Below are 11909 nucleotides of genomic sequence, written 5' to 3'. Positions count from 1 at the left end.
TGCGCTCGACATGACGGTCTGATAAGACGTTTAACCATTTAAATAACCATTTTCTCCATGAAAACGCTAACCATTTTCGCCATCTTCCTTCAGTTTCTCGCATTGTGTGCGGCCCGGCCGGCTGCCACCACCTACCGCCTCGACCCCGCCACCAGTACCCTCACCTGGACCGGCCACGCCGAAGCCGGGACCTGGGCGCCGCAAGGCACCATCCGTTTGCGTGAGGGCAGCGTGCAGGCGGAGGGCCAGACCGTCCGCGCCGCCCGCGTAGTGGTCGACATGAGCACCATTGCGCACGAGCAAGCCCAACTGGCCGGGCACCTGCGCGCCGCCGATTTCTTCGACGCCGCCAACTACCCCACGGCCGTCTTCGAGCTCACTAGTTTCAAGGCCGGGCGCGCTAGCGGCACGCTCACCCTGAAGGGCATCACCAAGCCGGTAGAGTTTCCGGTGAGTGTGGAGCAAGTGCCGGATGGCCTGCGCCTGCGCGGCACCGCTACGATTGACCGCACCCAGTTTGGTGTGAATTATAATTCCAGTTCCTTCTTCCAAAACCTGGGCAGCTACGCCATCCGCAATGATTTTCAGGTGGCCTTCGACCTGACGGCCCGCTAAGTTGGCGAGCGGCTCCAACGGCAGGCCGCGCCATCCGTAGGCAGGCGTAAGGTCCGCCAGCTTGGGGCCCAACCTATGCCTTTGCCATGCCCAACGCTCCGTATTGGATGAGACTGCGCCAGTTTGTGCACACGCACAAAGCATTGGTGCTGCTGGGCTTTGTGGTGCCGTGGGCCGTGTTTGGCGCCTTGGCGTGGGTGGTGACGAAGGTGGGCCACTTTGTGGTTGACGAACCCGGGCTGCTGTTTTTTCACCGCCACGCCACGCCCTGGCTCGACCGGTTTGCGGTGTTCCTGACCATAATAGGGCACACCGGGCCCATGATTGGCGTGGGCGTGGTGACTACGGCGGTGCTGTGGTGGCAGAAGCGGCGCCTGCTGGCCTGGGCTTTCGCGGTCTCGGTGGGCGGGTCGATGCTGCTGACGCAGGTGCTCAAGCCGCTGCTCGGCCGGGCGCGCCCAGACCTGTGGACCAGCATCAGGCCCGAGAAAACCTTGAGCTTCCCCAGCGGGCACGCCATGGATACGGCCGCCATTGCCGCGGCCCTCGCGTTTGTGCTATGGCACTACCGGGCGCGCTGGCCGGCGTGGGTGCTGGCGCCGCTGTTTGCGGTGGGCGTGGGCTGGGCCCGGATGTACCTGGGCGTGCATTACCCGTCCGACGTGCTGGCTGGCTGGTGCAGCGCCGTGGGCTGGGTGGTGGGAATACAGGTACTATTTGCGCCAGTGTTGGAGGCTGAAAACGGACCATTTCGGGCTTGACGTGGTGACGCTGCAATTGCCTCGCTGGTCACGGCGCGGCGAACAAGCGGAACGGGGCAGCGAGGACGAGTACCCCGAATTTTCAATTCGGCCCGCAGGAACGTTGCCCGGCGGTGTTCTTCCATTGTTCTCACGCACCGAATTGAAAATTCGGGGTACTCGTGCTCGCTGCCCACACAGCTGCTGCGCCGCAGTTCGCGTCGCCGCGTCGGTTTTACGCACTCACAGTCTTTCTTGCGCCGGGCTGGCGAGAGAAACTGGCCCCAAGTTGTTGGCTTCGTACCACACGCAGCGCACGCCATCTTCCTCAAATTCATTGCCTAGTTGCAGCCCTATTTTCTCCAAAATGCGGCGCGAGCCGGCGTTGTCGGCATCGGCGTAGGCGCATATGGTGGGCAATTGCATGGTCTGAAACCCGTGGTCCAGCCAAGCCTTGGCGGCCTCGTAGCCGTAGCCCTGCCGCCAGAATTGCGGCCGGTAGCGGTAGCCCAGGTCGTAGAAGTCGCGGCGTCCGTTCATGGGGCCTGCTACCAGTTTCAGGCCCGCCCAGCCCATAAACTCGCCCGTGGCCCGCAGCACCACGGCCCAGCGCCCGATGCCGTTGGCCGCGTATTGAGCCTGCACGAAGCGGATAGTTTCCAGGCTCTGCGCGGGCTCGGTGGCCAGCTTGCCGCCGATGCCGCCCAGGTGCCGGTGCACGGCCGGGTCCGAGTCCAGGGCAAACATGCCGGCGGTATCGTCCTCGGCAAGCGGGCGGAAATGCAGGCGGTCGGTTTCGAATGGGCTCATCTTCTCGGGAGTAAACGGCTTGCTGTCTAACCGTTGGAGTAAAGGCCAGGCGCTGCTTGTGGGTGCTTTTAAGCCTCGGGTGCATTGGCAAGTTAGAGTGTAGTGCCGGGCTGGGCGGCAAGTAGCGCGACCGTGCCCGGCTGGGACTTTGTAGTTCGCGTCCCCGCACCGGGTGGTCGTCGTTTGGGTGTCCGCTGGGGACGCGGACTACAGAGTCCGCGCTACCATACCCGGACTCAGAAACAGCTTAACAAGGTAATCTGCCTTGGCAGATGTAGTGCCTTTCCCGGCCCATCGTACCTTCGCTACATGCCGTCCAAGCCCTCCGACTCGCCGTACGCTGCCGTTTTCATTGATTTTGAGAACGTCTATTACTTCCTGAAAAACCACTTTCACGACCCGCCCGACCTCAACGACTACGTGCTCGATATCGTCCGTACGCTTCGGGAGCAGCTCAGTGCCAAGGGCCTCGATTCACTCATCAGCTACGCTTATGCCGACTTTGAGCGCATGGCCACCGCCCCGCAAGGCGCGCTCTACCTGATGGGCGTGAGCACCCGCAACGTGCTGGGTACCGACCACAAAAACGCCGCCGACATGCAGCTCTGCATCGACGCCCTCGAAGTACTCTACACCCGGCCCGACATCGGCACGTTTGTGCTCGTGGCCGGCGACCGCGACTACATTCCCGTGCTGCAACACCTGCGCCGGCAGGCCCGGCAGGTGCTGGTGGCCGGTTTCCGGGAGTCGGTGTCGGGCGACTTGCTTCAGAACATCGGGGCCGAGCAGTTCCTGGACGCCCGCGACCTGCTGGCGCCCGGCCGCATCGAGCAGCTCGAAAAACGCCGCACCGACCGCCAACGCACCATTGAGGAAGGCCGCCGTCAGCGCGAGCAAGGCATTGCAGGCGGGTTCTCAGCGGCCGCTCAGGCTGGGCGGGTTGGAGCACTGAACCCGGGCGACGCCGCCGCCCGGCCCATTGTGCCGGCTGCGCCTCGCCCGGCCGCGCCCCGCCTCAGCGAGGAAGTGCCCGATTTTGCGCCCACGCGGCCCTTAGAGGGAGAGTTCGAGCGCCGCACGCTGGCGTTTATGCTGCGAGAATTCCAGAAGCTCGAAGCCAAGCAGCAGCGCCGCGTGCCGGAGCTGTGGCTGGGCCCGTTCATGCGGCTGCTCACCGACGAGCTGCCCGAACTGCCCGACTACGAGCGCCGCGACTTGCTCAACAAGCTGCGCGACGCGGGCACCATCCGCATTGAAAAGCGCGAAGGCGAGCCGCATCCTTTTTCGGTCATCGTTGTCAATTACAGCCACCCCGACGTACAGGCGCTGAGTCCTCCCGGCGAGGAGTAACCCCGCCGCCGAACGAACCTTTGCGCTTTGTGCGCCATTATGCCCAAAAATCCCTCACCCATTCACCAGCTGTCGCGCATGTCTTCCCTTTCCTTATTCGCTGGCAAAACGCTCGTGGCCAGCACTTGCCTCGCGCTCAGTTTAGCCGGCCCCCTGATGCCTACTTCCAGTTTCGCTCAAACGGCCCCCGCCACCGCGTCGGCGGCCGCTAACCCGCTGCTTGCCTCTTGGGCCGGTCCCTACGGCGGCGTGCCGGCGTTCGACAAGGTAAAAGTCGACCAGTTCAAGCCCGCGTTGGAGGCGGCCATGACCGAAAACCTGCGCGAGATTGATGCCATCGCCAGCAACCAGCAAGCCGCTACGTTCGAAAACACCATTGCCGCGCTAGAGAAAGCCGGCCAGCGCCTCGACGAAGTACAGACCGTGTACGGCATTTGGTCGGGCACCCTGAGCGGGCCCGAGGTGCAGGCCATCCAGCGGGAAATGGCGCCTAAACTGGCGGCGTTTTCCGACCAAATCAACCAAAACCAGCCCCTGTTTCGGCGCGTGGAGGCGGTGTATAACTCGCCCGACAAAAAGAAGCTGACGCCCGAGCAGCAGCGGCTCACGTGGGTGTGCTACAACAACTTCGTGCGCTCCGGCGCCAAGCTCGACGCCACGGCCAAGACCCGCCTTTCGCAAATCAACCAGCAGCTGGCGGGCCTGTTCACGCGCTTCAGCCAGAACGTGCTGGCCGACGAAACCGACTCGGTGCTGGTACTCAAAACGCCCGCCGACCTGGGCGGCCTCACGCCTTCGTTGCGCGACGATGTGGCCAACGCGGCCACTACCCGCAAGCTGACGGCTGCCGGGGTCATCACCAATACCCGCTCGTCCGTCGACCCTTTCCTGACCTATTCCGACCAGCGCAAGCTGCGTGAAAAGGCCTGGCGCATGTTCGTAAATCGCGGCGACAACGGCGGCGCGCACGACAACAACGCCATCATCACCGAAATCCTGCAGCTGCGCGCCGAGCGGGCCAAACTGCTGGGCTACAAGACCCACGCTCACTGGCGCCTCGACAACACCATGGCCAAAACGCCCGAAGCCGCCATGCAGCTGATGGAGCAGGTGTGGACGCCCGCCGTGGCCCGCGTGAAGAAGGAGGTGGCTGACATGCAGGCCCTGGCCCGCAAAGAAACCGGCGACGCCGCCTTCACCATTCAGCCCTGGGACTACCGCTATTACGCTGAGAAAGTGCGCAAGGCCCGCTACGACCTCGACCAGAACGAGGTGCAGCAGTACCTGCAGCTCGACAAGATGCGCGAAGGCATGTTCTGGGTGGCCGGCGAGCTGTTCAACTTCAACTTTTCGCCCGTCACCAACGTGCCCGTGTACCACCCCGACGTGAAGGTGTGGGAAATCAAGGACAAGACGTCGGGCAAGCACGTGGGTTTGTGGTATTTCGACCCCTACGCCCGCCCCGGCAAACGCTCGGGCGCCTGGATGAACGCCTACCGCAACCAGCAGCGCATGGACGGCAAGCCCGTTACCACCATCGTGTCGAACAACTCCAACTTCGTGAAAGGCAAGGACAATGAGCCCACGCTCATCTCCTGGACCGACGCCACCACGCTGTTCCATGAGTTCGGCCACGCCCTGCACGGCTTGTCGTCCAACGTGACGTACCCCACGCTGTCGGGTACCAGCGTGGTGCGCGACTACGTGGAGTTTCCCTCGCAGCTGCTCGAAAACTGGCTGCCCACGCCGCAGGTGCTCCAGCGCTTTGCCGTGCACTACAAAACCGGCAAGCCCATCCCGCAGGCGCTGGTCGACCGCATCGAGAAGGCGTCCACGTTCAACCAGGGCTTCGAAACCACGGAATTTTTGGCCAGCGCCTTAATTGATATGAAGCTGCACCTGGCCGGCGACCAGAAGATTGACGCTGACAAGTTTGAGCGCGAAACCCTGGCCCAATTGGGCATGCCCCGCGAAATTGTAATGCGCCACCGCACGCCGCAGTTCTCCCACGTTTTCTCTTCGGACGGCTACTCGGCGGGCTACTACAGCTACTTGTGGTCGGTGGTACTGGCGGCCGATGCCTACAGCGCCTTCGCCGAGGCCGGCGGACCCTACGACGGAGCCGTGGGCCAGCGCCTGGTTAAAAACGTTTTTTCGGTGGGCAACACCGTGGACCCCGCCGAGGGCTACCGCGCCTTCCGCGGCCGCGACCCGAAGATTGACGCCCTGATGAAGGAGCGCGGCTTCCCCATGACGGCCAAGAAGACCAGCGCCGCTCCAGTGAAAAAGACCGTTGGGAAAAAGAGCTAGCCAAGCCGCGTCGCTTAGGCAGTGAAATTTTTACTGCACGAATAAATACATGTCGAAATAAAAAGGCCGTCGTGCTGCGCCCAGCACGACGGCCTTTTTAGTGCCTGACTGCGGCGTTAGAGCGGTTGTTATTGCTTTCACTCCCGTTGCCGTGTTGGGCGCCGCCCGAATGTTGGATAAGCTGCTGCCTAACTTCTCAAACCCGGTAAAGTTTAGCTCGACGCTTAATAATTTTAAATGCCAAAATATTGTACGTCCGTGAGTTAACAAGTGTAGGCTTGGTGAGTTGCTATGACATCATTCCACTTTTTCAACCTACCTAACACCATGGACAACTCACAATCGCAGGGCACTCAGGGCAACAGCCAGCTCGACGCCACCATCAACGCGCTGCAAGGCGGCCTGGCCAACGCGGCCGGCGCGGCCGGGCCCAACATTTCGGGCTGGATTAAAACCCTGCAGGGCAACCCGCAATTCTCAGGCATTAGCTCGGAGTTGCAAAACCTGCACGACGCACTAAGCAGCGGGGCTTCCGACACGGGCGCCCTGTCGCGCAGCCTGAGCACGCTGGGCGAGCACACCAGCAAAGCGGCCGACTCGGCCACGCCCGATGCGCAGGACAAGCTCCGTCAGCTGGGCCAGGCGCTAAGCTCGGCCGCTGGCCAGCTGAAAGGCTAATCTTAAACTGCCTGTCTCGACAGTAAAAAAGGCTGCTGACCCGATGGTCAGCAGCCTTTTTTCGTTTGGAATTGTTCAGCGAGAGCCCGCTCCCGTGGAGCGGGGAGCCGAGATGTAGCGTGGCCGTGGCTCCTTCTCCGCGGAAGAGGGCCCGGCCAAGCAAGGTTGTTGAGCCAACCTTTCGGCAGGCGTAGCAGTAAAGCCCAAGGTCTTTCCACCCAACGTTTTCCCTATGTCCAGATTCAATCCTGCCTCTGCCGGGCAGTCCCTCGACGACGCCATCCAAGCCGTACAAGGCGGCCTCACCGCCCCGCCCGCCGCCAGCCAGCTCGATAGCTGGATGCGCCTGCTGGACGGCACCGGCACCGGGGCCCAGGGCGCCCTGCTGCTCGAAATGGCCAACTTGAAAAACTACATCAAGCAGGACGACGTGGCCAACATCAGCCACTCGCTCCGCAGCCTGGGCCAGCTCACCACCAAGGCTTCCACCGAAGCCGACGTGGACGAGGAAATCAGCAGCAAGCTGCGCCGCCTGGGCGAGGCCTTGCTCGCGGCCAGCGCCTCAGTGGCCGGGTAGGGAAGGGGCCGTTCCGGCGTCGGGCCAACGGTCCCAATATTGGCTTTTTGCCTGTCCGGCTGCGTACCTTCGTGCCCGCAAGCCCTGGCTTAGCGGCTCCGCCTGCCGGGGGCGCGGCGCGGATGGGCCGAATTTTCATTTCCCTACTATCTTCCCATGAGCTTTATTTCCGAAGTAGAATCCAGCATCCAAACCATTTTCGCTGCCATCGGCAACGGGTTTCAGATGGACCCGGGCGCGGGCTTCAACCAGATTGATAGCTGGATTAACCACTTGCGCTCCATCGACCAGCCCGTGCTGCGCCCCGTGGTAACCGAGTTGGAAACCCTGCGTCGCCACATCGAAGGCAACAACGCCGCTGGCATGGCTCAGGCCTTCCAAAACCTCGGCGAACTCACCGCTCAGTCGGCCCTCACCACCCACAACTTCAGCGGCGAAGGCGACAAAGCCCGCGAGTTCAGCCAAAAACTGATTGCCGCCGCTGGCAATCTGCGCCTCATCGCCAAGGCCCCCGGCGCTGGAGCAGCCACCAGCTACTCGGTAGATGCCCCCAAACACTAGTTTCGCGTTGCAAGCAATTGCAGCGTCTTAACAGCGTAAGCGGTTGCTACAACTAACGAAAAGCCCCGACGAAGTGGCACTTGGTTCGCAAGTGGCGCCTCGCCGGGGCTTTTTACGTTCGTTACCTGAACTGGCCTTTTACAGGTGCTGGTTCGCTAATTGGCCCTGCCCGGCATGGATGATAAAAGCTTAATTAAGATTGTCAGCCTCGTCGCTGTTTTTGTCTCCTGCCTGCTCGCGGTGTTCTTGCTGACGGTCAGGACGAAGAACCGGCTGGCCAATTCACTGTTTGGGGTGTTTATTCTGCTCAATGCGGTGGACATCAGTTCGTGGTTTCTCAACGAATTTTTGTTCAAATACCCCACGGTACTGGTGTTTAAGGCCACCACGGGGGCCATTATCAACCCCGTTTTTTACCTCTACGCTTTAGCGCTCTGCTACTCTGACTTTCAACTCAGGCCTAAGCACTTGCTGCACTTGCTTCCGTTTGCGCTGGTGAACCTGGTGTTGATGCCCAGATTCTACGTGGCCGATGCGGCCGCTAAGAGAGTTTTTCTGGAGCATTTCGGAACCACGCCCGAATCTACTTTCATGCTGGTGCTCGGGCACTTGCAGTTCGTGTTTTACATCGTGGCCATTTTTCTCACGCTGCGAAAGTATCGGCGAGCCTACCGGGAAAACTACGCCGACACGTCCATCATCACCTACGACTGGCTGTTTCAACTCACGGTTACCATCACCGTTGTGCACGCCATTGTCATCTTGAAAAACACCCTCGGTTTCACGCCGTATGGCCGCTTATTCAACGGCTTCGAGTTGCTGGTCGGCCTCAACTCCACCCTAATCCTGTCCTGGTTCATCCTCAAGGCGCTCTACAACCCCGCGCTTTTCCGGAGCATCGACTCGACCATCGCGCCGGTTGAGGAGTTGAGAGTTGACGAACCACCCGTGGCCACCACGCCCCCGCGACAGCCAGCCCCCGCAATCACCGCGCAGATTCAGCGGCTGCAAGCCCACATGGCGCAGGCTGAACCCTACCTCGACCCCGAACTGACCATCCAGGACTTGGCCAACCAACTCAACATGCCCGTCCGCGAGCTGTCGTTGCTGATTAACCACCACCTCGACCAGCACTTTTTTGATTTCGTGAACGAGTACCGCATTCAGAAAGCCAAACGCCTCCTGAAAGACGACTCCCAAAAAAGCACGACCGTGCTGGAGATTCTCTACGCGGTTGGTTTCAATTCGAAATCCTCCTTCAACACGTCATTCAAAAAACACACGGGCCTGACGCCAACCCAGTACCGTAGCACCTGACCCCGCCGAATTGGAGAGCTAGCAAGCCTCAACTCCGCACCTTGGACACAATTTTTAGGCGCTTGTGGCTTTTTGGCGTTGCTATAAGTTGCTGGTATAAGTATTTGATAAAAAGTTAATTGCAAAAAAGTCGTACGCCGTCTGTAGGAAGTCGAACTCATTTTTCTCAGGAAAAAGGGTTCGACTTTTTTTGTCAGTCGCGGGGCCTCGGGCGGGCCAACACCTTTGCTACACTTGGTGCCAATGCCAAGGAAATGTAGCTACCTGCCGCCATGGCCACCCTACTCGCAAGCCCCTTCGGGCGCCGCACCACTGCTCTGTTTTTACGTCTACTTAATGGGGCTTTGCCGCACCGCGCTGGTATTGGAAAGTCGCTTCGCAACGCCCTCTTATTGTTGTGTTGGCTGTTGCCCTTCGGGGCCACTGCCCAAAGCACCGTGAGCGGCAAAGTGACGGATGGCACCGCGCCCATCGCCTGGGCAAACGTGGTATTATTCAGCCCCGACGGCAAGGTAGTGGCAGCGACCACTTCAACAGAGGATGGAGCCTTTGAGCTAAGTGCCAGCAATGGCCCCTACAAACTCAAGATTAGCTTCTTGGGCTTCGCCGATTGGGAGCAGGACCTCCGAGTGGAGCGGGCCGTTGCGCTCGGCACCATCGCGTTGCGGGCCAGTGCCACCAGCCTACAGGAAGTGACAGTGGTTGGCCAGAAACAACTGGTTGAATACCAGCCCGGGCGCGTAGTTTTCAACGTAGAAAACAGCGTTTCGGCGACGAGCGGCGATGCTGTGGGCGCCATCGGCGCGGCGCCTGGGGTGCTGGTGCGCAACAACACCATCAGCATGCTGGGCAAGGGCGCAGCGCGGGTCACGGTCGACGGGCGCTTGGTGGAATTGTCGGGCGAAGAATTGGTGGCCTACTTGAAAACTATCCCAGCCAGCAGCATCAAGAACGTAGAGGTGATGACCAATCCCCCAGCGAAATACGAGGCCAGCGGGGACGGGGGCATCATCAACATCAACCTGAAAAAAGGCCTGGCCAACGCTTGAAAAAATACTGCCACGCTGGCCTACGAGCAAAACTCGTACGGCGCTTATGTATTGAGAAACAATTTATTATACAACAAGAATAAGCTTCGGCTTGCCGTAAGTGCTGCCGGAAAACTAGGCAACACCCGCGTAAGGCAGACGCTGGAGACGCAATACCCCCAAGGCCCGTGGGAACTGCGGTACACCGCCAGGCAGCGCGAAGACAACGCCTCGAGCCAAGTGTCCGCTGACTACGACCTGACGCCACGCACGTTGGTGGGCGTGCAGTATGCCGGCAGCTATGCCGCCCCTACCAGCCGAGATTACACCACCATCAACATTCTCAGCCCACGCAAATCCATCGACTCGTTATTGATTAACAACGGCGTGCGTCGGGTGAATACCAGTAGCCACTCCTACAACGCCCACTTGGTGACGGTGCTCGACACCTTGCAGCGCAAAATCTCGTTCGACTCGGACTACTTCAGGTACAGCTCGAAAATTGACAACGGCTTTGTGGCGGAGAGCTTCTCGCCCGACGGAAATTTCCTGAATACCAATCTGGCAGCCCGCAACATTTCCAACCAGCAGGTCAACAACTTCAGCGCGAAAGCAGACGTGGAGCACCCGCTGAATTGGCTCAACCTGTCGTACGGCGCCAAAATCAGCCTGATTGACAGCAAGAGCGGCATCCAGTACTACAACACACTGGTGGAAAGCCCAGTACCCGACCCAAGCCGTTCGAATGCGTTCGAGTACCGCGAGAAAACGCAGGCGCTGTATGTGAGCGGGGCTCGGAAAGTTACCGCCAAGCTGAGCTTGGAGCTAGGCCTGCGGCTGGAACACACCCATACCCGCGGCTACTCGGCCACGCTAAACCAGCAGAATACCAATGAGTACCTGAAGCTGTTTCCCACTGGGTTCGCGTCGTACAAGCCGAACGAAAACCACAGCTGGCAGGCTACTTACGGCCGCCGCGTGACGCGGCCGGGGTTCAACATCCTGAACCCTTTCCGGTCCTACATCAACAGCACCAGCTATTCGGAAGGCAACCCGTTTTTGCAGCCCTCCTTCACCGACAACCTGGAGCTGACCTATGCCTATCAGGCCTTCCGAACCAATGCCTTCGTTGGCCGCACCGCTGATGGATTTGGGCCCGTATTCACGTCGTTTCCAGCCACAAATACCCTGGTTATCAGTCGCCAGAACTATTTCGACGAGTACAGCTACGGCGTAGGCCAAAGCTACACCGCCAGCCCCACGGCTTGGTGGCAGAGCCAAAACCAGCTGTACGTGCTGGGTTCCAAAAGCCACTTCGTAACGGACATCCAGGCCTCGCCCCGCAACAGCTTTCAGCTGTTTGGCTCGACCAGCAACACCTTCACCCTGCGCAAGTCGACCAAGCTGCAAGTGGATTACACCTACAGCTCGCCTTTCACCAAAGGCTTGTATCGAATAGGCTACATGTCGGGCTTGAACCTGGCGGCCAAGCAAGCCGTGTTTCACGACCGGGTGCAGGTGTCGGTGCTATTGAACGACGTGTTCAACACCAACTACTTGAAAGACTACACGTCGACGGTCAATAGCGTCAAGCAAGTGTACAGCGAAAACAACAGCAGCCGGTTCGTGCGCTTCTCGCTCACCTACGATTTTGGCAACAGCCAACTGAAGGCCAAACCCCGGGATTTTGGAAACGACGACGAGCGCCGGCGCACGAACTGAATTGCTGGTAGTTAGTTAGTTAGTTAGTTAGTTAGTTAGTTGTCCGTTGTTAGTTGTCGGTTTGAGGTGGTTTAGCTAAAACGGACAGTGTGAAGTCTTATCTTCCACTGCCCATGCATGAAAAACTAAATCCTGGCGGCCTGCCCGCCACCCGCAAGAAATATACGCCAGCCTTCAAAGCCGAGTGCGTACGCCAAGTGG

The 11909-nt window shown here is 59.9% G+C and carries 11 protein-coding genes; 10 read left to right on the top strand and 1 reads right to left on the bottom strand.

Going from position 1 to position 11909, the window contains the following annotated elements:
- Positions 1 to 57: 57 nt before the first annotated feature.
- A complete protein-coding gene (locus tag VF629_RS07265) occupies positions 58 to 615 on the top strand; it encodes a YceI family protein (RefSeq protein WP_331057800.1) in 558 nt (185 codons plus the stop codon).
- Positions 616 to 701: 86 nt separating this feature from the next.
- Entirely contained in the window at positions 702 to 1376 is a 675-nt protein-coding gene (locus VF629_RS07260; RefSeq protein ID WP_331057799.1) for a phosphatase PAP2 family protein, read from the top strand.
- A 222-nt stretch (positions 1377 to 1598) separates the two neighbouring features.
- Here VF629_RS07260 and VF629_RS07255 read toward each other — a convergent pair whose 3' ends face one another.
- On the bottom strand, positions 1599 to 2165 hold the full coding sequence (locus VF629_RS07255; RefSeq protein WP_331057798.1) for a GNAT family N-acetyltransferase: 567 nt from the start codon (positions 2163 to 2165) through the stop codon (positions 1599 to 1601).
- A 309-nt stretch (positions 2166 to 2474) separates the two neighbouring features.
- Here VF629_RS07255 and VF629_RS07250 point away from each other — a divergent pair, with 309 nt between their 5' ends.
- The 8 genes from VF629_RS07250 (at position 2475) to VF629_RS07215 (ending at position 11708) form a co-directional block, all read left to right on the top strand.
- Positions 2475 to 3515 (top strand): NYN domain-containing protein, encoded by a 1041-nt coding sequence (locus VF629_RS07250; RefSeq protein ID WP_331057797.1) that lies wholly within the window; start codon positions 2475 to 2477, stop codon positions 3513 to 3515.
- A 78-nt stretch (positions 3516 to 3593) separates the two neighbouring features.
- Positions 3594 to 5825 (top strand): M3 family metallopeptidase, encoded by a 2232-nt coding sequence (locus VF629_RS07245; RefSeq protein ID WP_331057796.1) that lies wholly within the window; start codon positions 3594 to 3596, stop codon positions 5823 to 5825.
- Between the two features lie 327 nt (positions 5826 to 6152).
- Entirely contained in the window at positions 6153 to 6503 is a 351-nt protein-coding gene (locus VF629_RS07240; protein WP_331057795.1) for a hypothetical protein, read from the top strand.
- A gap of 232 nt (positions 6504 to 6735) precedes the next feature.
- Positions 6736 to 7080: a hypothetical protein gene (locus tag VF629_RS07235; RefSeq protein ID WP_331057794.1), complete on the top strand. Its 345-nt coding sequence runs from the start codon at positions 6736 to 6738 to the stop codon at positions 7078 to 7080.
- Positions 7081 to 7236: 156 nt separating this feature from the next.
- Positions 7237 to 7641, top strand: a complete 405-nt coding sequence (locus VF629_RS07230) for a hypothetical protein (protein ID WP_331057793.1) — start codon at positions 7237 to 7239, stop codon at positions 7639 to 7641.
- A gap of 174 nt (positions 7642 to 7815) precedes the next feature.
- Positions 7816 to 8958 (top strand): helix-turn-helix domain-containing protein, encoded by a 1143-nt coding sequence (locus VF629_RS07225; protein WP_331057792.1) that lies wholly within the window; start codon positions 7816 to 7818, stop codon positions 8956 to 8958.
- Positions 8959 to 9230: 272 nt separating this feature from the next.
- On the top strand, positions 9231 to 10007 hold the full coding sequence (locus VF629_RS07220; protein WP_331057791.1) for a TonB-dependent receptor: 777 nt from the start codon (positions 9231 to 9233) through the stop codon (positions 10005 to 10007).
- A 219-nt stretch (positions 10008 to 10226) separates the two neighbouring features.
- Entirely contained in the window at positions 10227 to 11708 is a 1482-nt protein-coding gene (locus tag VF629_RS07215; RefSeq protein WP_331057790.1) for an outer membrane beta-barrel family protein, read from the top strand.
- Positions 11709 to 11909 lie beyond the last annotated feature (201 nt).

This window comes from Hymenobacter sp. (assembly GCF_036388155.1).
Classification (GTDB): Bacteria; Bacteroidota; Bacteroidia; order Cytophagales; family Hymenobacteraceae; genus Hymenobacter.
This window is presented reverse-complemented; position numbering and strand designations above follow the sequence as displayed.

Bases quoted from the DNA above. Each gene is read 5' to 3' on its own strand.
- VF629_RS07265 (WP_331057800.1), top strand. From the start codon at position 58: ATGAAAACGCTAACCATTTTCGCCATCTTCCTTCAGTTTCTCGCATTG.
- VF629_RS07260 (WP_331057799.1), top strand. From the start codon at position 702: ATGCCCAACGCTCCGTATTGGATGAGACTGCGCCAGTTTGTGCACACG.
- VF629_RS07255 (WP_331057798.1), bottom strand. From the start codon at position 2,165: ATGAGCCCATTCGAAACCGACCGCCTGCATTTCCGCCCGCTTGCCGAG.
- VF629_RS07250 (WP_331057797.1), top strand. From the start codon at position 2,475: ATGCCGTCCAAGCCCTCCGACTCGCCGTACGCTGCCGTTTTCATTGAT.
- VF629_RS07245 (WP_331057796.1), top strand. From the start codon at position 3,594: ATGTCTTCCCTTTCCTTATTCGCTGGCAAAACGCTCGTGGCCAGCACT.
- VF629_RS07240 (WP_331057795.1), top strand. From the start codon at position 6,153: ATGGACAACTCACAATCGCAGGGCACTCAGGGCAACAGCCAGCTCGAC.
- VF629_RS07235 (WP_331057794.1), top strand. From the start codon at position 6,736: ATGTCCAGATTCAATCCTGCCTCTGCCGGGCAGTCCCTCGACGACGCC.
- VF629_RS07230 (WP_331057793.1), top strand. From the start codon at position 7,237: ATGAGCTTTATTTCCGAAGTAGAATCCAGCATCCAAACCATTTTCGCT.
- VF629_RS07225 (WP_331057792.1), top strand. From the start codon at position 7,816: ATGGATGATAAAAGCTTAATTAAGATTGTCAGCCTCGTCGCTGTTTTT.
- VF629_RS07220 (WP_331057791.1), top strand. From the start codon at position 9,231: ATGGCCACCCTACTCGCAAGCCCCTTCGGGCGCCGCACCACTGCTCTG.